The sequence below is a fragment of the Flavobacterium sp. genome (genome assembly GCF_027484945.1).
Classification (GTDB): domain Bacteria; phylum Bacteroidota; class Bacteroidia; order Flavobacteriales; family Flavobacteriaceae; genus Flavobacterium.
Map to the genome: position 1 here is coordinate 16,935 of NZ_JAIXRZ010000017.1, position 23,110 is coordinate 40,044.

General features: G+C 36.8%; 23 protein-coding genes, 3 tRNA genes and 1 riboswitch. Of the genes, 17 read left to right on the forward strand and 9 right to left on the reverse strand.

Annotated elements, in window-relative coordinates:
* Window positions 1-6: 6 nt before the first annotated feature.
* Window positions 7-1,857 (forward strand): peptidase M61, encoded by a 1,851-nt coding sequence (locus Q0039_RS02495; RefSeq protein WP_297508553.1) that lies wholly within the window; start codon window positions 7-9, stop codon window positions 1,855-1,857.
* 85 nt (window positions 1,858-1,942) lie between these two features.
* Window positions 1,943-2,665, forward strand: coding sequence for a DUF4369 domain-containing protein (locus Q0039_RS02500; protein WP_297508555.1), 723 nt, complete (start codon window positions 1,943-1,945; stop codon window positions 2,663-2,665).
* 36 nt (window positions 2,666-2,701) lie between these two features.
* Here the strand turns inward: Q0039_RS02500 and Q0039_RS02505 are convergent, their stop codons facing one another.
* Window positions 2,702-3,685, reverse strand: a complete 984-nt coding sequence (locus Q0039_RS02505) for an FKBP-type peptidylprolyl isomerase (RefSeq protein WP_297508558.1) — start codon at window positions 3,683-3,685, stop codon at window positions 2,702-2,704.
* 77 nt (window positions 3,686-3,762) lie between these two features.
* Between Q0039_RS02505 and Q0039_RS02510 the strand changes: the two genes are divergently transcribed.
* From Q0039_RS02510 to Q0039_RS02520, 3 genes are read left to right on the forward strand one after another with little or no spacing between them, the layout of a single operon-like run.
* The gene (locus tag Q0039_RS02510) at window positions 3,763-4,152 is read left to right on the forward strand and encodes a S4 domain-containing protein (RefSeq protein ID WP_297508561.1); all 390 of its coding nucleotides are present in this window, start codon (window positions 3,763-3,765) and stop codon (window positions 4,150-4,152) included.
* Window positions 4,133-4,720: an SAM-dependent methyltransferase gene (locus Q0039_RS02515; RefSeq protein WP_297508564.1), complete on the forward strand. Its 588-nt coding sequence runs from the start codon at window positions 4,133-4,135 to the stop codon at window positions 4,718-4,720. Before Q0039_RS02510 ends, Q0039_RS02515 begins: the two co-directional genes overlap by 20 nt.
* A 14-nt stretch (window positions 4,721-4,734) precedes the next feature.
* The gene (locus Q0039_RS02520; protein ID WP_297508567.1) at window positions 4,735-5,232 is read left to right on the forward strand and encodes a phosphoribosyltransferase family protein; all 498 of its coding nucleotides are present in this window, start codon (window positions 4,735-4,737) and stop codon (window positions 5,230-5,232) included.
* Here the strand turns inward: Q0039_RS02520 and Q0039_RS02525 are convergent.
* The gene (locus Q0039_RS02525) at window positions 5,224-5,736 is read right to left on the reverse strand and encodes a shikimate kinase (RefSeq protein WP_297508570.1); all 513 of its coding nucleotides are present in this window, start codon (window positions 5,734-5,736) and stop codon (window positions 5,224-5,226) included. The two genes, Q0039_RS02520 and Q0039_RS02525, sit on opposite strands and share 9 nt — an antisense overlap.
* A 126-nt stretch (window positions 5,737-5,862) precedes the next feature.
* On the opposite strand from Q0039_RS02525, the gene Q0039_RS02530 reads away from it, so the two are divergent.
* The 9 genes from Q0039_RS02530 to Q0039_RS02570 all read left to right on the forward strand — a co-directional run bounded on the left by Q0039_RS02530 (window position 5,863) and on the right by Q0039_RS02570 (window position 13,696).
* Window positions 5,863-5,935, forward strand: a tRNA-Lys gene (locus Q0039_RS02530).
* Window positions 5,936-5,970: 35 nt separating this feature from the next.
* A tRNA-Lys gene (locus tag Q0039_RS02535) sits at window positions 5,971-6,043 on the forward strand.
* Between the two features lie 40 nt (window positions 6,044-6,083).
* Window positions 6,084-6,165, forward strand: a tRNA-Leu gene (locus tag Q0039_RS02540).
* Between the two features lie 441 nt (window positions 6,166-6,606).
* The gene (locus tag Q0039_RS02545; RefSeq protein ID WP_297508572.1) at window positions 6,607-7,407 is read left to right on the forward strand and encodes a cyclase family protein; all 801 of its coding nucleotides are present in this window, start codon (window positions 6,607-6,609) and stop codon (window positions 7,405-7,407) included.
* Window positions 7,408-7,473: 66 nt separating this feature from the next.
* Window positions 7,474-9,831, forward strand: coding sequence for an ethanolamine ammonia-lyase subunit EutB (gene eutB / locus Q0039_RS02550; RefSeq protein WP_297508575.1), 2,358 nt, complete (start codon window positions 7,474-7,476; stop codon window positions 9,829-9,831).
* A 156-nt stretch (window positions 9,832-9,987) separates the two neighbouring features.
* Window positions 9,988-10,884: a MerR family transcriptional regulator gene (locus Q0039_RS02555; protein WP_297508578.1), complete on the forward strand. Its 897-nt coding sequence runs from the start codon at window positions 9,988-9,990 to the stop codon at window positions 10,882-10,884.
* A 54-nt stretch (window positions 10,885-10,938) separates the two neighbouring features.
* Complete coding sequence (gene crtI / locus Q0039_RS02560; protein WP_297508581.1) at window positions 10,939-12,399, forward strand: phytoene desaturase family protein; 1,461 nt, start codon at window positions 10,939-10,941, stop codon at window positions 12,397-12,399.
* 11 nt (window positions 12,400-12,410) lie between these two features.
* Entirely contained in the window at window positions 12,411-13,250 is an 840-nt protein-coding gene (locus Q0039_RS02565) for a phytoene/squalene synthase family protein (protein WP_297508584.1), read from the forward strand.
* A gap of 2 nt (window positions 13,251-13,252) precedes the next feature.
* On the forward strand, window positions 13,253-13,696 hold the full coding sequence (locus Q0039_RS02570; RefSeq protein ID WP_297508587.1) for a sterol desaturase family protein: 444 nt from the start codon (window positions 13,253-13,255) through the stop codon (window positions 13,694-13,696).
* A 56-nt stretch (window positions 13,697-13,752) separates the two neighbouring features.
* Here the strand turns inward: Q0039_RS02570 and Q0039_RS02575 are convergent, their stop codons facing one another.
* From Q0039_RS02575 to Q0039_RS02595, 5 genes are all read right to left on the reverse strand, one after another.
* Complete coding sequence (locus tag Q0039_RS02575) at window positions 13,753-14,304, reverse strand: DUF4252 domain-containing protein (protein WP_297508590.1); 552 nt, start codon at window positions 14,302-14,304, stop codon at window positions 13,753-13,755.
* 5 nt (window positions 14,305-14,309) lie between these two features.
* Entirely contained in the window at window positions 14,310-14,858 is a 549-nt protein-coding gene (locus tag Q0039_RS02580; protein WP_297508592.1) for a DUF4252 domain-containing protein, read from the reverse strand.
* A gap of 22 nt (window positions 14,859-14,880) precedes the next feature.
* A complete protein-coding gene (locus Q0039_RS02585; RefSeq protein ID WP_297508595.1) occupies window positions 14,881-15,345 on the reverse strand; it encodes a hypothetical protein in 465 nt (154 codons plus the stop codon).
* On the reverse strand, window positions 15,332-15,841 hold the full coding sequence (locus Q0039_RS02590) for a sigma-70 family RNA polymerase sigma factor (RefSeq protein WP_297508598.1): 510 nt from the start codon (window positions 15,839-15,841) through the stop codon (window positions 15,332-15,334). The genes Q0039_RS02585 and Q0039_RS02590 overlap by 14 nt, the downstream gene beginning before the upstream one ends.
* Before the next feature lie 134 nt (window positions 15,842-15,975).
* Window positions 15,976-17,925 (reverse strand): TonB-dependent receptor plug domain-containing protein, encoded by a 1,950-nt coding sequence (locus tag Q0039_RS02595; RefSeq protein WP_297508602.1) that lies wholly within the window; start codon window positions 17,923-17,925, stop codon window positions 15,976-15,978.
* 77 nt (window positions 17,926-18,002) lie between these two features.
* A riboswitch (cobalamin riboswitch) is annotated at window positions 18,003-18,247 on the reverse strand.
* A 141-nt stretch (window positions 18,248-18,388) separates the two neighbouring features.
* On the opposite strand from Q0039_RS02595, the gene Q0039_RS02600 reads away from it, so the two are divergent.
* Genes Q0039_RS02600 through Q0039_RS02610 form a run of 3 tightly spaced genes read left to right on the forward strand, consistent with a single transcriptional unit; the run spans window position 18,389 to window position 21,332 of the window.
* On the forward strand, window positions 18,389-19,525 hold the full coding sequence (locus Q0039_RS02600; protein ID WP_297508605.1) for an ABC transporter substrate-binding protein: 1,137 nt from the start codon (window positions 18,389-18,391) through the stop codon (window positions 19,523-19,525).
* A gap of 32 nt (window positions 19,526-19,557) precedes the next feature.
* On the forward strand, window positions 19,558-20,553 hold the full coding sequence (locus Q0039_RS02605) for an iron ABC transporter permease (protein ID WP_297508736.1): 996 nt from the start codon (window positions 19,558-19,560) through the stop codon (window positions 20,551-20,553).
* Entirely contained in the window at window positions 20,553-21,332 is a 780-nt protein-coding gene (locus tag Q0039_RS02610) for an ABC transporter ATP-binding protein (RefSeq protein ID WP_297508608.1), read from the forward strand. Before Q0039_RS02605 ends, Q0039_RS02610 begins: the two co-directional genes overlap by 1 nt.
* A 44-nt stretch (window positions 21,333-21,376) precedes the next feature.
* On the opposite strand, the gene Q0039_RS02615 is transcribed toward Q0039_RS02610, so the two are convergent.
* Together Q0039_RS02615 and Q0039_RS02620 are read right to left on the reverse strand one after the other, a co-directional pair.
* Window positions 21,377-22,372 (reverse strand): DUF4476 domain-containing protein, encoded by a 996-nt coding sequence (locus Q0039_RS02615; RefSeq protein WP_297508611.1) that lies wholly within the window; start codon window positions 22,370-22,372, stop codon window positions 21,377-21,379.
* An 88-nt stretch (window positions 22,373-22,460) separates the two neighbouring features.
* Complete coding sequence (locus Q0039_RS02620) at window positions 22,461-23,024, reverse strand: pseudouridine synthase (protein WP_297508614.1); 564 nt, start codon at window positions 23,022-23,024, stop codon at window positions 22,461-22,463.
* Between the last annotated feature and the right edge of the window lie 86 nt (window positions 23,025-23,110).

Below are 23,110 nucleotides of genomic sequence, written 5' to 3' on the forward strand. Positions count from 1 at the left end.
ATTGGTATGAAAAAAATAGTTCTCTCCATTGCCACAGCTGGTCTTCTAATTGCTTGTGGTTCGGCACCAAAAACCGTTGAATTACGTCAACAAGTTGCCGTGAATTTGGATTTAATCGATGTAAAAGAAGACAAAGTTAAAGTTACCATTACTGCACCTACCCTCTCTGAATCTGAAATTGTTTATCATATTCCGAAAATTATACCAGGCACCTATTCTTCTGATGACTATGGAAAAATGGTAGAAAACGTAAAAGCATTTGATGCAAAAGGCAACGAACTACAAGTAATCGTTGTTGACAAAAATTCGTGGCAAATCAAGGATGCAAACCGTTTAAAAACACTTACCTATTGGGTCAATGACACTTATGACAACGAAAAAAGTATGCGTTTTGGTGAGGGCATTTTCTCGCCAGCGGGAACCAATATTGCAGCAGAAAGAAATTTTATGATTAACCAACATGGCTTTATTGGTTATTTTGAAAAAAAGGAAGCGCTCAATTATATCCTTTCTATAAAACATCCTGAAACACTATACGGAGCAACGGCTCTTGTCGATACCGACGAAAGTAAAACTAACGATATTTTTATTGCTAGCCGGTATAATGAGTTGGTTGACAATCCAATAATGTATTCCAAACCTGATTATACAACATTTAACGTTGAAGGGATGGATATTTTATTTAGTGTTTATTCGCCTACAGGCAAGCATACGGCTTCGGCTTTATCGCCTGATATTGAGAAAATGATTCGTGCACAGAAGAAATTTTTAGGTCCGATAAACAACAATAAAAAATACGCCATATTGTTGTACTTGTCAGATATGGAAGCAGCAGATGCCAAAGGTTTTGGCGCCTTAGAGCACAATTCTTCTACAACCGTTGTTTTCCCTGAATTAATGGGTAAAGAAATGTTGGGAAAACAATTAATTGATGTGGTATCGCATGAGTTTTTCCATATTGTAACACCGCTTGGAGTACATTCGAAAGAGATCCATGATTTTGATTTCAATACGCCTAAAATGTCGCAACATTTATGGATGTATGAAGGAATAACGGAGTATTTTGCCAACCTATTTCAAGTTAACCAAGGATTGATTTCTGAAGAAGCGTTTTTAAACCGTATGCGTGAAAAAATTCGAAATGCAAAACGCTATAACGACACGATGCCGTTTACAGAAATGAGTCAAAATGTACTGACCCCTCCATACAAAGACCAATATACCAATGTTTATGAAAAAGGGGCTTTAATTGGAATGTGTCTTGATATTTTAATCCGAGAAAAAAGCAATGGTGAGCGGGGTGTTTTGGATTTAATGCAAAAGCTGACCCAAGAATTTGGTCCGTCACGTCCTTTTAACGATGTAGAACTGTTTGATCGTGTAACAGCGCTTACCTATCCCGAAATTGGTGAATTTTTACGAACGCATGTTTCTGGAAATACTCCAATTGATTATTCGATTTATTTTGCTAAAATGGGAATTGGCAAGGGAAAAATAAAAAAAGTAGCTAACCCGCTTTTTAATAACAATTCACCCTGTATTACATCAAATAGTGACAAACAACTTTTAGTACGAAAAGGTATTGAATTGTCCCCTTTCATGAAATCATTAGGGTTGAAAGAAGAAGATATTATTCTAAGTATAAACAACACCCCGTATTCAATTGAAACCATTAGTGCGGTTATGGATACCGTACAAAATTGGAAAGACAATGAATCGGTGACATTTACCGTAAAAAGAAATGGTAACGAATTGGTTTTGAATGGAAAAGCAATTCAATCCTATACCGAAATAGAGGGTTTTACAACTATCGACGCTACAAAGTCGCAATTAAAAGAATCTTGGTTGAAACGATAACTTGCGGGTAATATTTATATTGAAAGTCCTCAATTTGTCAATTAAATTGGGGATTTTTTTTTTTTTTTTCCAAAATTTAAAAATCATGCGTAAATTTATTTTTGGACTACTAACGGGCGGTTTACTAATCGGTTGTGGCAAAGAAGAAGCCAAACCAACTTCGGGATTAACTATTTCGGGAACTATAAAAGGATTCAAAAAAGGTACCTTATACATCCAACGGATTAAAAATGACTCCGTATTGGTTCCAATTGACACGCTAAAATTCAATGGCCAATCCGATTTTAAAACCCATATTGATTTAAAACATCCCGAAATGCTGTACTTGTTTATCGATCGTGGAGTATCCAATTCATTGGACAATAATTTACCATTTTTTGCAGAGCCCGGGGTGATGACTATCGAAAGTTCGTTAGAGTATTTTACAGCTGATGCCAAAATTACAGGTTCAAAAAACCAAGCCCTATATGATGAGTATAAACTAATGATGTCGCGCTTAATCGATAAAAATCTTGACCTGATTCAATTACGCATACTTGCTATGAATGAAAAAAATCAAGCGCGCGTTGACAGTATTCAAGCGGAGCAAGATGATAATTTAAAACGACGCTATTTAATGACCACTAATTTTGCAGTAAATCATGGCGACTATGAAATCGCTCCCTATGTAACTTTAGCTGAGATACCCGATGTGTCCTTAAAATATTTGGATACCATTCAAAAATCGATGAAACCAAAAATTGCGCAATCATTGTATGGTAAGAAATTAACCACTTACACTAAAGAACGTAAAAAACTAGGTCAATAACAAAAAAATCCCGAAATAACTTTCGGGATTTTTTGTTTATTCGTGACAATTTTTATTCAAATGGCGCGGTGTTCGCGTCGGTGTTGTATAATCACCATTGCAGTCGGGAATTCCTTTACTTTCATCCCAAGGTGTTGCAGGATCATCGGTAGCAGCACCAAATAATGGATAATAATAATTAACGTTTGCGCCGCTAACTGGACTGACAAATGTTCCCGCCAAACGTTCATTTTTGGTGTAGTAATAATCATTATCATCATCGATATCACGATAATTAGGTATTCCATCCGAATCCGTGTCATAATCGGTTGGATTATTACTCCAGTTAGTTATCGGAAAAGCCCGCTCATCTTTTGACAAAATACCGTCACGGTCATGATCACGGTATTGCATTTCGACCAATTTAAAACTAAAAATGAGGGGTTGATAGGACCCTATAGTTCCGGTAATTCCATTATAATACCCCAAACCCGAAGGCAAAAACAATATACCTGCACCATAATTTTGAAAATTCAAAGGTTGTCCAGGTGTACTAGTATAGGTACCCGATTTAAAGTTGGGTAACATATGAGACCAACCCGATATTACCGATTCTAAAAGAAACCAAACCGGACTTTCCGCTTGGTCAAACGTGCTTAAATCTAGGGTCAATCCTTTATATGCTACGTGAACCGAATCGACTTGAGTAGGGCGTTTTTGGGTTCCTTCTCTAAATTTTATAAAATCGACTTTATAGGTAATTCCATCTTCGTTAATTAGGGTATCTTTTAAAGGATATTCCGTTTGGTCTTTTATCGATACTTGTGTTCCTCCGTCGGGAATTTTATAAAAATCTACATCATAGGACGTAGGATCGACCACCATGTAATGGGTGTCTAAAAATTCATCGATTGCTAAACGATCAGCTGCATATTGTTCTGCATAATCACGTATTTGAACTGTATTTGAACTTTCTCTAGTACAAGATACGGTCAAAACAGCTAAAACAAGGGCAAATAATCCGGATAATTTCAATTGCATTTTTTCAAAACTTTTAGGGTGCAAGATACAATATTGATTTATTTTTGTAAACTATTTAACGTAGTTTTTACCATTTTATGAGAGTCGACAAATACCTTTGGTGTGTTCGCTATTACAAATCACGAAATATGGCTACAGAAGCTTGTAAAAAAAATCAAGTTTCCGTAAATAGCCAGGTTTGTAAAGCCTCTCGGGAGGTGTATCCAGGCGATTCGATTAGCTTTCGCAAGGATCAAATTACCTATCAAATTTCGGTTTTAGACCTACCACTTAATCGAGTTGGTGCAAAACTAGTTACGGTATATTGCAAAGACAACACTCCTCCTGAAGCGTTTGCCCATTTAGAAATGCTACGCTTATCAAAAGAACACTACCGTCGGGCAGGCACAGGTAGACCGACCAAAAAAGACCGACGCGATCTAGATGAATTAGAAGAAAACAACTGGGATGACGACACCATTGAATAGAAATTATTGGGAAAACCGATATCAAAACAACGAAACCGGTTGGGATGTTGGTACGATAACTACTCCATTAAAGGATTATATCGATCAATTGACCGACAAATCGGTACGTATTTTACTACCCGGTGGTGGAAATGGGTACGAATTTGAATACTTAATCCAGGAAGGTTTTACACATTCTTTTATACTGGATTACGCATCACAACCCCTTAAAAATATCCAACAACGACTCCCTTTAATTGGTGACAAACATCTAATTCATGGTGACTTTTTTGAGCATTCAGGTAAGTATGACCTCATTATTGAACAAACTTTTTTTTGTGCCCTAGATCCTCAGTTGCGAAATCGTTATGTTGATAAAATGTTGGATTTATTGCAACAGGGTGGAAAATTAATCGGTTTATTGTTTCAATTTCCCCTAGACCAATCAGGGCCTCCATTTGGTGGGTCACAAACAGAATACATTTCGCGGTTTTCATCGGCATTTGAAATAAAAACATTGGAGACTGCCTATAATTCGATTGGACCCCGTAAAGGCAACGAACTCTTTTTTATCTTTATCAAAAAATAACTTACTTCACCATTATGAGTCAGAACATCATTCTCAGTCACCAGGAAATCGAACATAAAATCAAGCGAATAGCGTACCAGATTTATGAAACTTTTGTGGAAGAAGAAACGGTTGTTATTGCAGGTATTGCTTCGAATGGATTTGTTTTCGCACAAAAAATAGCAGCAACACTAGCAACGATTGCGCCATTGAAAATTATTTTATGTGAAGTTACACTCGACAAACAAAACCCGTTAGCAGCCGTTGCAACCTCTTTGCAACCCTCAGAATATACAAACAAAGGCATTGTTTTAGTTGATGATGTGCTTAATTCGGGAAGCACGCTAATGTATGGAGTTAAACACTTCTTGGATGTCCCCTTAAAAAAATTCAAAACGGCCGTTTTAGTTGATCGTAATCATAAACAATTCCCGATTAAAGTCGATTTTAAAGGAATTTCATTATCAACTTCTTCAAAAGAACATGTAGCTGTGGTATTTGAAGCGGACACATCCTATGCTGTTTTAAGCTAACAGCTTTGTAATTTCGGCAACCAATTCGGCAATCGATTTACCATCAGTGGCAATACTATATTTGGATTGCATGTAATAAAAATTGCGATCAAACAAGTGTTTGGCAATAAATTCCTCGAGTTCAGAATCGGCCAAATTTGCTAACAGTGGTCGTTCATGGCGTTCAGGTAATAAACGTTCAACTAGTGTGGGGACAGTTGCTTTTAAAAAAAAGGATTCAACTTGGGATAACAACTTGTAGTTTTCATAATAGCATGGGGTACCACCGCCCAGACTTAGCACAAATTCATGTTCAGTTTGTAATAAATCGGTAAGGATTTGATGCTCAATTTTCCGAAAATATAATTCACCGCGCGTAGCCATAAGATTTGCAATAGAAAGTGCCGTCGTTTTTTCAATCGCTGCGTCCAAATCAATCCAAGGCACACCTAATTGAAGAGCTAAATGTGCGCCAATTACCGACTTTCCAGAGCCCATATAACCCGTTAAAACCACTTTCCGCATAGAGTAAATCCTTAATAATTAAGGCATTGAGGTTGATTTTTTAAAAAAGGTAAATTTATAATAAAATTGCCTTGAAAAATAAATTTTAACGTCTTATATTTGCACCCGCATTCAAGAAATGTTATTGACTCGATAGCTCAGTTGGTAGAGCACAACACTTTTAATGTTGGGGTCCTGGGTTCGAGCCCCAGTCGGGTCACAATGACCTTTAGTCAAAACAAAATCAAATGCACTGACTCGATAGCTCAGTTGGTAGAGCACAACACTTTTAATGTTGGGGTCCTGGGTTCGAGCCCCAGTCGGGTCACACTTAAAGTTGTTCGCTTGCGAATGACTTTTTTTATTTAGGCCACGTGGAGAAATTGGTAGACTCGCCATCTTGAGGGGGTGGTGCTGCAAAGCGTATGGGTTCGAATCCCATCGTGGTCACGAATAAATTCTAATAGAAAAAAAATACGCCAAGCTCGCTTGAGCGTATTTTTTTATTATTAGGATTTTCAAAGCGGAGCATTATGGGAACTGCAAAGCAGCATCCCTTTGGAAAGCATAGCTTTGTGGGAACTGCAAAGCAGAATCCCTTCAAAAAAGCGGAGCTTTGTGGGAACTGCGAAGCAGCATCCCTTCAAAAAAGCGGAGCTTTGTGGGAACTGCGAAGCAGAATCCCATCGTGAAAGAAACACTTTACCAAAGCTGCAAAGCAGCATCCCTTCGGTGAAACAAATTTAAAATAAGGTTGTTATTAGGGTATTGATTTTTTGTCTTGTGTGGCTCACAAATAAAATCAAGTATATTTGGTAAATTTAAATTGTAAACTTTAAAATTAGAGTAATCCATTTAAATTTGTAAATGCAAACCAAATAAATAAACCAAATGAAATACTTTCTATTACTTTCGAGCCTTTTTCTAATTTCCTGTCACAAAGAATCAGATAAAGAATTTAATTTAAATGAACTTGAGTGGATTGATTTAACCTACAGTTTTGATAGTACGACATTGTACTGGCCTAACAATCTCACAAAATTCATTCATCATACAGATGCCGATGGACTTACTCCGCTTGGCTATTACTATTCTTCCTACTCTATTTGCGCACCAGAACATGGTGGAACACATTTGGATGCCCCCATTCATTTTGCAAAAGATAAATACACCGTAGACCAATTGCCTTTAAAAAATTTGACAGGTAACGCTGTAGTTATAGATGTATCAAAAAATGCACTAGCCAACCGAGATTATCAAATAACTATTGATGACATTACTGCATGGGAAAAGATAAATGGGGAGATTGAAAAAAATACTATTATTTTATTTAGAACTGGATATGGTTCCTATTATCCCGATAGAAAAAATTATTTTGGAACTTCAAAAACGGGCATTGAAGCCATACCCGAATTGCATTTTCCAGGAATTGATCCAAAAACTACGACTTGGTTAATTAAAGAACGATCAATCAAAGCTTTTGGTTTGGATACTCCGAGTCTAGATTATGGGCAATCCAAAGACTTTAAAACCCATCAGATATTACTTGGAAGTAATAAACCTGGTTTTGAAAATCTTGCTAATCTCGATAAGCTACCCTCGAAAAACATTTACCTAGTAGCGCTACCCATGAAAATTGGTAAAGGAAGTGGAGCACCATTGCGAATAATAGCTGGGGTTACTAAAAAGTAGTTGCATTTTTAAAGCAACCATTTTAATCAGGATTTATAAAAACCGTAACCGTAGTTCTATACGATAATGAAAAAAAATAGTAATTACATAAAACCGTCGGTCCAAATCGATAAAACCCCGAGCAATACGATTCATCGTCGTGAATTTTTTACACAATTAGCTTTATTAAGTTCTTCATTACTCCTTTTAAAATCAAATGTTCGTGCTTCAAAAATTCAATCTACTCCTACAGTATTAAATCTAAAGGACTCATTAAAAAACGAAGACATATTTGAATATATTGATCGAATTAAAGGCAGCTTTGACTCAAATTTTTACAAGCAATTAATAGGTTCAGCTAACGAATTCAAAGAAGGTGATGCTATTCTTGGAATTGCCGCTTCAAATCAAACAGACAGAACCATAGCTCGAGAACTTATAGCTAATACAAAACTTGCGGCTTTTAACAAAAAACCGGTTTTTAATGACGAACTTTTCGAGTTAATTCAGAGCACCACCCAATTTGATGTGTCGGTTACGAATATGACGTTTGGGGAACTCAAAGCATTTTTATTAAAGTCGGATGAACAATCAATCAAAGCCATAATGCCTTCACTTACAAGTGATACCATTGCTATGGTTGTAAAACTGATGTCCAACCAGGAACTAACGCAAATAAGTAATAAGGTATTTAATCAATTACCAAATAGTAAAATTGGGGGTAAAGGGTATTTAAGTGCACGGATACAACCGAATTCACCAACCGATAACATCGAAGATATTATTTGGCAGATATTTAATGCATGGTCGTATGGTGTTGGCGATCTTGTACTTGGCACTAACCCGGTATCTGGTGATTTAGAAATGGTGGCAAAAATTGAAGCAGCACTTCATGATATCTTAGTTACCTTCGAATTGGAAAACACTCTCCCCAACTGTGTATTATCACATATCGATATTCAATCGCGGGTAGAACATAAACAACCCGGAACTACAGGTGTTTGGTTTCAAAGTTTAGCAGGTACCGTTGCCGCCAATCAAACTTTTGATGTTACTATTGAAAAAATGAAATCCCATGTTGATGCGCGAAGTGACCATCAATACGGTCTCTATGTCGAAACAGGTCAAGGAGCAGATGCTACGAATGGGCATAGTGAAGGTTTTGATATGGTGGTTCATGAGTCTAGAAAATATGGTTTTGTTAGGGCACTTAAGCAACGTATGTATTCCAAAAACACTTCTAAAATAGAGCCATGGGTGTTTGTTAATGATGTAGCAGGATTTATCGGACCTGAAGTGTTTCGTACAAAAGAACAACTGGTTCGGTGTTGCTTGGAGGATCTTGTAATGGGAAAACTTCACGGGCTAACAATTGGACTTGACATTTGCACCACACTACACATGGATGTAACACTTGACGATCTCGATTGGTGTATCGATCAAATAATGCCTGCAAATCCTGCATATTTAATGGCATTACCTACCAAAAACGATCCAATGCTAAGTTACCTCACCACTTCATTCTCCGATCATGTTCGCATCCGTGAACAATTTGGTTACAAAGTAAATGATGCTATGTGGGCGTTTTTCAAACGAATTGGAATTATTGGAGAAGACAATAAACCTACAACACTTTTTGGACAACCAAATGCCGTTTATTTAAAATACCGTCAAGCAAAAGGTGATAAGCGAAGTGATGCAGCTATACTGATGGAAGGTAAAGCAGCTATCGATCGTATTCGTAAACGCGGTGTCCCAATTGCAGAAGGCTTTGGAGAGCAGATTTGGTTGCCTGAACCGTCATTGAATGCAGAAATTCACGCACTTTATAAGGATGCAAAATACTGCTTATGGACCGAATGGGAAGCATCCTATCTACGCTCCATAAAAAATGCTGTTATAGTTGCTACAATGGCTGTAGACAGAATCGACTATGTGTATCACCCCACCCGTGGTGAACGACTAGCACCCGAAGGCTTATCGGTTATTCAAAACCTTAGTCAGAAAATTAAAAGTCAGAAACCCGATGTTCAAATTGTCATTTCTGAAGGTTTAAATTCGCGATCGATTATGGATGAAGGTCATTTAGAAACTTTTCTTCCAGCGCTTTATCAAAATATAAATGCTCTTAATTTAACAATTGCTGAAAATCCAATTGTAATTAAAAATGGGCGAGTACGGGTGGGTTATCAAATTGGGGAAGAACTTTTTGGGTATGAAGCTTCACAAAAACACTGTATTATTCATATTATTGGTGAACGTCCCGGGACAATGCATCGAAATTTTTCAGTATATATAACAACTGCTAATGCTTCTACTTGGAAAAATCATGGGAAAGTCGATCATGATATTACCCGAGTAATCTCGGGAATAAGTGATACATCCTATCAACCAAAAGAGGCGGCTTTAGAAGCGGCATCACTAATTAAAGAACAATTAAATTAAGTATTGATTTAATTGAAACTTTTGGAAATAAATCTATTTCAATTTAAGCAATGGCATAGTTAGGATTTATCAATTGAGTTAATTTATTAAAAAACATTGTTTTTTTTCTTTTTGTTTAATATTTTACATACATTTGTTAAACAAAACAATAATTCGATGAATAGCATCAAAAGCACTTTCAGTATCAAAGACCTCGAAAACTTATCCGGTATCAAGGCCCACACCATACGTATTTGGGAAAAACGATACAATGTTTTTGAACCCATGCGAACCGATACGAATATTCGGTATTATGATACGAATGCACTACAAAAACTGCTTAACATCACTTTATTGCATGATTATGGCTATAAAATCTCTAAAATTTCCACCTTAAGTGATGAAGAAATCAAAGAGAAAGTTCGCGGTATAATTTCTCAAAAAAGTGCAAAACATCATGCCATTAGTGCTTTCAAATTGGCGATGATGAATTTTGATCAAAAGTTGTTTTTTGAAACCTACGATGAATTATTGTCAGAAAAAAGCTTCAATGAAGTATTTTTCGAAGTTTTTATTCCACTCATGGAAGAATTAGGTGAGTTGTGGCAGTCAGATACCATTACCCCTGCACATGAACATTTTATTAGTTACCTCATCAAGTTAAAATTACTAATCAATACAGAAGAAGTAATTAAAAAACCTGCCTTACATGAGGACAGGATATTTGTTTTATTCTTACCTTTAAACGAAATACATGAATTGGGGTTAATGTACCTCAATTATGAATTAAATTACCGAGGATATCACACTGTTTATTTAGGTGAAAGCGTCCCCGTTGACAATCTTACCGATGTAAAGAACTATTTTTCTTGCATTACTTTTGTTGGTTACATTACTGTAGAGCCTAATATTGAAGAAGTCAACGATTACGTTAAAGAACTTGAAAAAGCTACCGGCAACGAGCAAAATGAATTATGGCTCATCGGTCGTATGACAGAAAATATTTCAAAACAAAACGTTAACTATACTACCAAGATCTTCCAATCAATAACTGATCTACTCGGACAATTGTAAAATTTTCTTAAAGATTTAATATTGTTTAACTTTTTAGTATATTTGTTAAACAATATGAGAAAAGAAATAGCAATATTAGGATCTGGGTTTTCGTCATTAGCCGCTGCGTGCTATTTGGCAAAAGCAGGCAATACCGTAACTATCTACGAAAAAAATAATACGATTGGTGGTCGTGCGCGTCAACTGAAACGGGATGGATTCACTTTTGATATCGGTCCAACATGGTATTGGATGCCCGATGTTTTTGAACGTTTTTTTGCTGATTTTGGCAAAAAACCCTCCGATTATTATGAGCTAATCAAACTTAATCCCGCGTATCAAGTTTATTTTGGGATTCGTGATTTTATAACTATAGGTGATCATCTCGATACAATTGCGGCTACTTTTGAATCGCATGAAAAAGGGGCTGGGCGTCGTTTAAAAGAATTCATGAAAATAGCTCAGGACAACTATGATATTGCAATTAAAGATTTGGTATACCGCCCCGGTGAATCCCCTCTAGAACTGATTACTTTGCAAACAGCAACTCGAGTTGGACAGTTTTTTAGCAATATTTCTCGCGATATTCGAAAAATATTTAAAAATCCAAAGCTGATCGCTATCCTTGAATTCCCCGTACTTTTTTTAGGTGCAAAACCCTCCGATACGCCCTCCTTTTATAGTTTTATGAATTTTGCCGACTTTGGATTAGGAACTTGGCATCCAAAAAACGGAATGTACTCGGTGATTTTAGGGATGGAACAATTAGCCCGTGAACTAGGTGTTACGATTCACACGAATGCACCCGTTACTAAAATTGAAGTAATTCAAAAAACAGCAACAGGAGTTTGGGTGAATGGAAGCTTAAAAGAAGTAGATATTGTGCTTTCGGGTGCCGATTACCACCATTCTGAACAATTGCTAGAACCTCAGTATCGAGCGTATTCAGAATCGTATTGGAATAAGCGTACTTTTGCGCCTTCTTCCTTACTTTTTTATGTCGGTTTAAATAAAAAATTGGACCGTGTCGAACACCACAGTCTTTTTTTCGATGTGAATTTTGATGCGCATGCCGCAGCTATTTATGATCATCCTGAATGGCCTAAAGAACCTTTATTTTATGCTAGTTTTCCATCCAAAACAGATGATAATGTGGCACCTGTCGGTCAAGAAGCTGCTATTTTTCTCATTCCTTTAGCGCCCGATTTAGAAGATACAGAAGCCTTACGGGAACTTTACTTTGATAAAATCATCACCCGATTGGAACAACTAACGGAACAGTCCGTTCGCGAACATATCCTATTTAAAGAATCATTTTGTGTAAATGATTTCATTAACGACTATAATTCCTATAAAGGGAATGCTTATGGAATGGCAAACACCCTTTTACAAACCGCATTTTTACGCCCCAAATTGAAAAGTAAAAAGGTGAAACATCTTTATTTTACGGGACAGTTAACGGTTCCCGGACCCGGTGTTCCTCCTTCGCTAATATCTGGAAAATTAGTATCCGAATTAATTGAAAAATACAACTAAACGTTCATCTCATGAAATCGCTATTTGATCTTGTTTCTTACGAATGCAGTCGCACTACGACAAAGGCTTACAGCACTTCTTTTTCTACGGCTGTCAAAATGCTGGCGCCTTCTATTCGTCAAGATATTTACAATATTTATGGTTTTGTTCGCTTTGCGGATGAAATTGTTGACACCTTTCATGATTATGATAAAGTTACTTTATTTGAGCGTTTTGAAAAGGATTTAGAACATGCTTTAAATGACCGTATCAGTCTTAACCCTATCTTGAATTCGTTTCAAAAAACTGTACACCAATACAATATACCCAACCATTTGATAGCGGCTTTCATGAAAAGTATGAAAATGGATTTATACAAGAGCAATTATAAAACCTATTCTGAATACCAAGAATATATCTATGGTTCTGCCGACGTAGTGGGTTTAATGTGCTTGATGGTCTTTGTTAATGGCGACGAAAAAAAATACGATGAATTGAAAGAAGCGGCAATGCGTTTGGGATCGGCATTTCAAAAGGTAAACTTTTTAAGGGATCTAAAGGCTGATTTTGAAGGTTTAAGTCGAACTTATTTCCCAAATACCGATTTAAATCAACTGGATGAGCAAGCAAAAGCAGAGATCATTCAAGATATTGAAGCCGATTTTGAAGCAGCTTATCTCGGAATTGTTAAATTGCCTTTAGAAGCTAAATTTGGGGTTTATACCGCGTATATTTACTACAAAAAATTATTGACCAAATTAAAACGCACACCTTCAATGGAAATTCGCACAACACGAATTCGTGTTCCCGATTATCAAAAAATTGGATTATTAGCGCGTTGTTATGTATCGTATAGATTAAATATTTTATAATTATGTGGGTTCATTTTTTAGTTTTCTTCCTCACCTTTTTCATGATGGAATTCATGGCTTGGTTTACGCATAAATATATCATGCATGGTTTCTTATGGTCGTTACATGCCGATCATCATAAAAAGGATCACGATTCTTGGTTTGAGCGAAATGATGCTTTTTTTATTTTTTATGCCGTAGTTAGTATTGTGTTTTTTCTTTTATGGCAAAATCAAATTCTAGCAGTTGGATTGGCTATTGGACTCGGAATTTTCACCTATGGTCTTACCTATTTTTTGGTCCATGATATTTTTATCCATCAACGCTTTAAGCTTTTTCGTAAAGCAAACAATCGGTATGCAAAAGCAGTGCGTCGAGCCCATAAAATGCACCATAAACATATTGGAAAAGAACATGGCGAATGTTTTGGAATGCTCGTTGTACCGTTGAAATATTTCAAATCATAAACTAAAAATCCCGATACCTTTCAGTACCGGGATTTTTTAAATAACTAACTACTCTCTTAGGGCTTCAAGATATCTTTCAACGGTTCGAGTTGTTGTAAATTAACTTCTGAATTTTGCAACACCGATAATAACGTCATTGCGTCTGCAGGATTCATATTATCGCCTAAAACTCGAATAACGGCCAATCCCCCCGCTTTTTTACTGCCGAATAAAATCAACTCATCCACATGATCTTCGGTACCAACAAAACTAATGGATCCCCCCTCTTTTCCAGATCCAAATTTAATCAACGGCTGGTATTGCAAAGTGTCTTTCAAAATTTGTCGCACCTGTTGTTGTTCATCATCCATTACCTTCGGGTTTTTAGGGTCGGCTTTATAAAACAAAACATTCAGTTTTTTAAAGGTTCCCAATACACGTTTCTGTTCCGCAGTTAATTGCGCTTTCTCCGTATTAATTACACTCGAAGGAATGTCAAACACGCTAAAGCCTGGCTTTTGCTGGTGTGCCACAAAATATTTTTGCATTGAAGGTTCTGAATGGCATCCATATAGCGCCAAACTCAACAAAGCGAGAACGCTGTAGGTTAATCGTAAAGTGGTGTTCATTGTAACTATTTTTTACTTGCTTTTCGTAATACGTCACCACCCGGAATATTCATTTTCTCTGTTAATGTGGTCAACTCATCCAATTCAAAACTTCCGGTTAAGGACATTAAAACCGATTCTTCTTTACCGGCGCCCTCAATAAACATTAACAGTTCTTTTACTTGTGATTCATTAGCCCCAGAGCGAACATAAATGCGAACCGATTTTCCTTTTTCTGCAATGCGCATCAATTCATCCAAACTTGCGGTTTTGATATACTTCATGGCCTCTGCTTTCATTTCGTTGGCCCGTTTATCGTTTGAGGTGACAAACACGCGTAAATTGTCCAACTTTTTAATCAAATTTAAAAACTGTTGACCGTCTTTATCTTTTACTTCCATTTTGCCCATTAAGGCAAACATCTTTTTGTTGACAATCACCGCACGGATATCATCTTGGTTGTCAAACTTCTCAAAAATGGACTGTGCAGACATACAATTTACGGCAAACAATACAATCCATAATGCAAATCGCTTCTGAATAAGCATTACACTAGCGTTTACGTTTGTTTTCATAATAGGATTCATTTTCTACTGATTATTTTTTAAATATTAAATTCTTCGATTGCTCATATTCGTTTAAGTATTCCATACTTTCGATTCCTGTGTTGAGATGCCCCGCCATCAAAGCTATAGCATTTTGAGTTGCTACATAGGCCTCTTCTGGTGTTGTATAGGTCCCCAAATCCGTTTGGGCCAGCTCCGCAGTTGATTGTTCAGTCATTGGAGTAAAAAGAGTTCCCACTCCAATCAAGATTGCAACACTTGCCGCAATTAACCAATAATACCGCTTGGATCGTATGCTTGTCCAATGAATATCCTGGTCAAATTGTACGTTTTGTTCTTGCTTGAAATACACAAATAAACTGCGATACGATTCCAAATGGGGTGCTACATTAGGAGATGTGAAGTAGGATCTCAATACGTTTTCCTCTTCAAGCGTAGTTGTTCCATCAAAATACTTTTCCAGTAATTGTTTTATCACGCTATCATTCCATTCCATAATTTTCAATTTGCATCATTTGTGTTCGTATAACTTTTCGGGCCCTTGATAATGCTACTCGAACCGCTGTTTCTTGCATTCCTAATACAGTAGCAATCTTCTCAAATTCATAGCCCTCTATTTCGCGCATTTGGATAATTAAACGTTGTTGCTCGGGTAATGCATTGATTATTTTTTCTACCCACAGCAATTGATCGCAATCTTCTACTTTTTGCTGTAATCCAGATTGCCCATCGCGGTAGTTTTCGTGAACAATACTCAAATTACCTGCCCGTTTTGATTTCAATTGGTCCAAACAATAATTGCGTGTCATGGTCATCGCCATTGCCTCAACACTATTTAAATCGGATAAGGATTTATTTCTTGTCCATAATTTTACCAGCACTTCTTGCGTTGCATCTTCTGCCTCTTCTGTACTCACCAACAACCGTTTCGCTAAACGAAAAACCTTACCTTTAAAAGGGTTGATTAGCTGAACAAAATCATTTTGTTGCATGGTAAAAACCGGTTTATTTAAGAAAGACGAATGGTAAACTTTATTGTTACAAAGGAACGTTATTTTTTTTCAAAAAAAATGCTCCACCCGGTTACCCGAATTGGAGCAATTGTTCTATAACTGAAAATAAAATTTTATAACGTAAGATTAATTCCGATACGAAAATTCCTTCCTCGGGTTGTATACCCTACACTTTCCGTAAAATCTTCATTTAAAAGATTCGTTGCCGAAGTAAAAAAGGTCAATTGATTTTTAATTACCTCATATTGGACTACACTGTTCAAAAGTTGGTACGATTCTAATTGAACAGGTACGGTTGCAAAAGTAATTCCATCAAAAAACAAATCACGACGGCCATCAGTATACTGGTAATTTAACGTACAAAGCCAACGTGAAGATGGGGTAATTTCAACTCCAATAGTGGCCTTGTGTTTCGGAATTAAACGATTTAATGCAAAATCTACTTGTGTAAACGTATAATTCGCTGTTAGGTTTACGTATTTGTTATATTGATAATCCAAATTGGTTTCTACCCCTTTAACTTTATTCAACCCATCAATATTAATGTAGTTGGATTGAAAGGTAATTGGATTAGTAAAAAACCCAAAACTATCCGTTTGCTCCCGATAAAAACCTACCGCTGTAAAAACCATTTTTTTCTTAAATAATTGGACTTCAAATCCAACTTCACCCGTTACATTTGATTCGGGTTGAAGCGTGTTATTTCCATATTGCGAATACAATTGGTATAAACTAGGTGTTACATAGGCAGTGCTAATCGATGAGATAATTTTTAAGGGCATTTTTTTGAATTGATAGGATGGATTTATATTGTATACCCATTGATTTCCATAAGCACTATGGTGATTCAATCGGGTACCTGCATTGATATTTAATCCAAAATTCGAATTCCAAACCGCTGTTAGATAGGGATCAATCATAGTAAACTTTGTTTCTGCTTCGCTAATTGAGCCAAAAGGCGTTTGTGCATTCATATCATGAAACTGATAATTCACACCCGCAATTACAAAAAAATTATTATTCACATTATACTTATTAAAAGCATCAATTACCGCAGAGCGCCCCTCATAATTGGACTGATCAACTTGACTCGTCCAACTGTTGAATTCATCATACATCCGACTTATTTTGGTGTATGCAGCATTAATTTTTAAAACGCCTTTCGTATAGGTAAACGTGGGAGCAAATCCAAAACGTTCTTGTTTTGAAGTAGTCGTATTAAGGGGTGTATCGCCAGTTCCTGTGTTGTCAAAAGTTTGATCATAAGCGTTCTGAATTTTATCCTGACTTCCAAAGAGGTCAAAACGCAATTTTGAATTCACTTTCCAACCCCATTTACCAGAAATATTTAAGCGCGAAAATCGATCTTCTTCATAGGTCTGACCAGTAGGTGGAGCGAGTTGGGATAGATTTCCACTTTCTGTACTGTTTATCGCAGCCGAGTAATTGAAGGCCCCTGAGGTTCCGCTTGCCGAAAAACCTTGATTGAATTCTTGTCCGTTGATCGTGCTTTGTTGTTGCGAATTGTTTGAACCGATATTAATGTATCCATTTCCTTGAAGCACACGCTTTCCAGCCGATTTAGTGGTAATATTAATCACGGCAGCCGCGGCTCCTGTACCGTATAGCGTACTTGCAGCACCTTTCATTATTTCAATGCTCTCAATTTGGTCTACCGCAATCAAACGTAGGTCAAACTCAAAACTAATCCCTGACGGATCAGTCACTGGGTTTCCATCAATTAAAATTAATACTTGTTGGTTGCGCCCCCCACGAATGTAATACCCTAAATTTTTACCATTGGCACTCTGACTTCCATTAATTTCAACACCGACAACGCTGTTTATAACTTGTGCTAAGTTTTGACCGCTGCGTTTTTTTAATTCTTCCTGTGAAATCTTCACAATGACACGTCCTGATTTTTCTTTGCTTTGTGCAAATTTTGTGTCTGATACGACTACCTCATCCAATTGATTGACTGAAGACGATTCGGTTTGTTGACCATAAGTCAACGTTGATATAAGTACCATAATAGCACCCATACCCCATTCTTTGGTGTTCATTTTTGTTCCCTAAAAATTACTACTACTGGGAAAAAAGTATAGTTTTACCCATACCCAAACTTTTATTCCCGAAAGTTTGATACTCCGTATATTGCGGCAGGTCTCCTGGCTTGCGTCTTGTCATTGGCCTTCTCGTTCTAACGAACAATGGCAACGTAGTAATGAAAAGCAGTATAGCATACAGTTGCGGGTACAGCTCAGGAATTATAAACTATACTAAATTTAAAATTTAGAATTCAAAATTTAAAATAATTAAGTACCTGATTCCCTTTTAATGGATAAACACAGACGTGCTTACCCAACCGAAATACAGCTGCAAAGTTAAATTATATTTTATACAAAACATAGAATTCTAAAATCAAAATTTAGGATCTAAAATAGAGTAACTTTTTTTTTAAACACATAGTGCTACTTTCAAATTCGATGAGACCCCAAAAAATAGCTACTTTTGCAAAAAAACTCGATGGTACAGAAACGCTTTTTAATTGTATGGGTATTTTTTATTTTGCTTTGTGTCCAATGTAAAACGGAAACAGCAAACGAATTGACTGTTCAACCAAAAAACACGGTGCACTATGCCAACGGATTTTCAATAGAAAACTTTGATAATTTCACGTGGGTAACCGTTCGAAATCCTTGGCCGAATGCTAAAAAAGCCTACCATTATGTGCTCCACAAAAAAGGAGTTACGCTCCCTGACACCTTAAAAAATTATAGTGCAATTACGATTCCCGTCAAAAAAATGGTAGTTACTTCTACCACACATATTCCTTCATTAGAAATGTTGAATGAAGTCAATTCCCTTGTTGGGTTTCCTAATTTGGATTACATTTCTTCTGATCGGGTGCGTCAACGCATCGAGCAAGGGAAAGTGAAAGAATTGGGATCAAATCAGACCCTAAACACCGAAGTTCTAATTGACCTGCAACCCGATGTAGTGGTAGGGTATGGCATTGATAATTCCAATCCAACTTTGGATAACATCCAGAAAAGTGGTTTAAAAGTAATCCTTAATGGCGATTGGAATGAACAAACCCCACTAGGCAGAGCCGAATGGATTAAATTTTTTGGAGCACTGTATAATCAACAAAAAAAGGCAGCTGCTATTTTTAGAAAAATTGAACAAGACTATCTCAAAACCAAAGCGCTTGCTGCAAAAGCCAAACAAAAAACTACCGTTTTGGCAGGAGATATTTTTGAAGGAAAATGGTACCTTCCCAAAGGCGATAGCTGGGGAAGTCAATTGATAAAAGAAGCCCATGGAAATTATTTATGGAATGCAACAAAAGGAACAGGGAGCTTATCCCTTTCGTTTGAATCGGTATTTGAAAAGGGGAAACAAGCCAATCTCTGGATTACCTCAGGACAATTCAATAGCCGTATCGATATGCAAGCCAGCAATCCACATTACGCGCAGTTCAAAGCCTTTCAAAACAATCAGTTGTATACTTTTAACCGAAAAAAAGGAAAAACAGGTGGGAGTTTGTATTATGAGTTAGCACCCAGTCGACCCGACTTGGTTTTAAAAGATTTAGTAAAAATACTCCATCCAGAATTATTACCTTCGTATCGACCTTACTTTTTTGTAAAACTCGAATAGTGACATCATTTCAACGGTATCGAAATTTATTTATAGGCCTGGGAATTGTTTTCGTATTGGCTTTGCTAACCAATTTAATGGTCGGTCAGGTTACTATTCCCATTAAAGAAGTGATCAAAAGTTTAACGGGTGGAACTACCCAAAAAGCTACTTGGGATTATATTATTATACACTTTCGCTTACCCAAAGCAATAACTGCAATTATTGTTGGTATGGGACTCTCAACTTGTGGCTTACTCATGCAAACATTGTTTCGAAATCCATTGGCAGGTCCCTATGTGCTTGGACTGAGTTCGGGTTCGAGTCTTGGGGTAGCTTTTGTGATTTTAGGCGCATCCGTGTTACCGGTTTCTTTACGCAGTTTTTTCAGTTCGTCATACAGCATCGTGACGGCCTCTTGTTTAGGAAGTTTTATTGTCTTACTCCTAGTACTGATGGTTTCTCGTAAATTAAGAGATACGGCTGGACTATTAATTGTCGGTTTGATGTTTGGAAGTTTCACTTCTGCAATAGTAAGCGTGTTAAGTTATTTTAGTTCAGCAGAAGAACTGCAGCGCTTCACGTTTTGGAGCATGGGAAATATTGGCAACTTAACTTATGGTAATATTAGTCTATTAGCGGTTTGTTTAGCGGGAGGATTATTTATGAGCTTGCTGGTTATCAAAGCTTTAGACGGATTATTATTGGGTGAAAATTATGCATCCAGCATGGGCATTAATGTTAAACGAACACGACTAATTATCATTTGGGCTACTTGCCTCCTTTCCGGAAGTATTACCGCATTTGCGGGTCCGATTGCGTTTATTGGCTTAGCAATACCCCATTTAGCCAAATTGTTGTTTCAAACTAGTAATCACCGAATTTTATTTGGAGCTATTTTACTGTTGGGCGCCATTATCATGTTGTTTTGCGACACAATTGCACAACTCCCTGGATTCAATTTTACCCTACCAATTAATGCAATAACCTCTTTATTGGGTGCACCTATAGTAATTTGGTTAATGGTACGCAAAAGAAGTATTTTGTAATGGATAAAGCGATAATCACTACTTCGAATTTAGCTATTGGCTATCCTTCTAAAACCGAAAAATTGGTTTTGGCTTCAGGTATCAATATCAAATTAAATGCAGGGAAATTAATTAGTTTAGTCGGACCCAATGGGGTTGGGAAATCAACACTACTTCGAACGCTTTGTGGGCTTCAACCTGCAATAGAAGGAGAAGTACGATTGAATAATCTACCCTTTGCTCAGCTATCTCCTCAAGTTCGTGCCCAAGAGTTAGCGCTCGTACTCACGGAAAAAATTCCTATGAGCAATTTAACGGTATATGAATTGATTGCATTAGGACGCCAACCCTACACCAATTGGTTGGGGCAACTTTCGGAAGACGATAAAAACCAAATTAACAATGCAATTCGGCTTACTGAAGTTGAATCCTTTCTTGACCGAAAACACTATGCCATTAGTGATGGTCAACTGCAACGTGTTTTAATTGCACGTGCTCTTGCACAAAATACACCTTGGATGGTTTTGGATGAACCAACCACCCATTTGGATTTAGTGCATAAAGTAAGTGTTTTTCGATTGTTAAAAAAACTGGCTATAGAAACCGGAAAATGTATTTTATTTAGTACCCACGATATTGATTTAGCCATTCAATTGTCGGATGAAATGTTGGTCATGACCGAAGGAAAAGTGGTATTGGACCAACCATGCAATCACATTAGCTCCGGTATTTTCAACACTCTTTTTCAAGATGCGTCGATCCAATTTGATGCATCTAAAGGACGATTTAGTTTTAAATAAAAAAAGCTGCTCCGAGGAACAGCTTTTTAATTTATATAAGAAAATTATTGTCGACTTTGAACATAATCTGACAATTCATCGGCATTTGAACTAAAACTAAAAATTCCATTTAATTTAAAATAGTTTCGGGGCTCGATACAATAATCATAAGCGAATTTAGCAAATTCTAATTTATTATCATCAAAGGAAAATAAATTGGCAATCTGCATTACTTGATCTACATTCAAACAATTTGCTGCAATAATTTGTTTAGCCGTTTTCATTCTTGAGTCTTCAAATGCTTGATTTCTAAGAGTACTTAAAGCCGCATTGAAATCGGCAGGACGCATACAACTTCTACTTGGACAACCTACGGGTGTTGCTTGTACGGGTCTTGGATTTGGAAAATCTTCATCATGATGACCGCTATGACTAACATGGGTAGAAGATGAAGTGGTGGTGGTGGTTTGTGAAACGCTGCCAACTCCCATATTGTCATTGATCGAAATTCCCATATTAATTCCTCCAATATTAACATTTGCATTTACAGTATCACCTCCCATAGTCGTAGTGGTTGTGGTAGTTTGTGTTACCGTACCGCCTCGAACTGGAGCAGGCTGTTGAACAACAACGGTTTGCGTGGGTGCAGGTCGTGGTTGTCCATAATGTACAACATAAACATTGGATGGCGGCACAAAATCGGGACGAACAGGAATAGCTGAAAAATAGTTCATTTTCATTTTCCCTTTTTTGTTTTTATCGCGTTTAATTTTATACGTTACATCCGACATGATTCCGTCAACATCAGCAATCATCATATTATTAGTGGTAATATCCATAAGGGTTTTATCTTCAAATTGAATACGCGCATTGTAGTAGGGCTGATTCAAATCTTCGATACGAATATTGGTTTGTGGAATATCATTCTGTTGTTCACCATTTAAAATAAGATAAAACTTATCTCCATCTTCAGAAAAAATGGTCAAATGACCTACTGGTCCTCCTTGTGCGAACGTAAATGTCGCAGCTAATACGAATAAAAGAGTGGTAATTTTTTTCATAACGATTCAAAAATTTTTGGTAAAAATAATTGATATTTTTTAAAAATCAAATCTTAACTTCAATCAAATAAATCAATTCTAAGTACAATTAAAAAAAACTGGAAACTTCTTCAACAACACCTGATGGGAAACGCAGCCTATTATTCCCTACCCTAACGCGAACTAAGCGAAGTGTTGGAAATCCGACAGCTGCGGTCATTTTTCGTACTTGACGAAACTTTCCTTCGGTAAGCGTTAGGGCTATCCAACTCGTAGGCCCATGACGCGCATCACGAATACGACGACCTTCCCCAATACAGGAGGGTAATGCTGAAATTATTTGGGCTTTGCAGGGTTTTGTGGTATACCGTAACCCCTTAAATCCAATTTCAACACCATTGGCCAACATGACTATGGCTTCGTCTGTAATCATCCCATCTACTTGAGCATAATATTCTTTTTCAACCGTATTACTTCGCATCAATTCACTCATCATTCCATCGGTGGTAAGTAATAGTAATCCTTCAGAATCTTCGTCCAATCGACCTATAGCCATTGTTCCTTCTGGAAAAGGGTATAATGCGCCCAGCAGCTTTTTATGTCGTTTTTTTTCATAAATAAACTGACTCAAATAGCCGTGGGGTTTGTGTAATAAAAAATGCCGATGCAACATAGTCGAAAATTCAGTCCAAAAATACCGTTCTGAAATTTATTTCTACTATTGAAAGTCACTTTTTGTTTTGTAATTTTATAAACTAA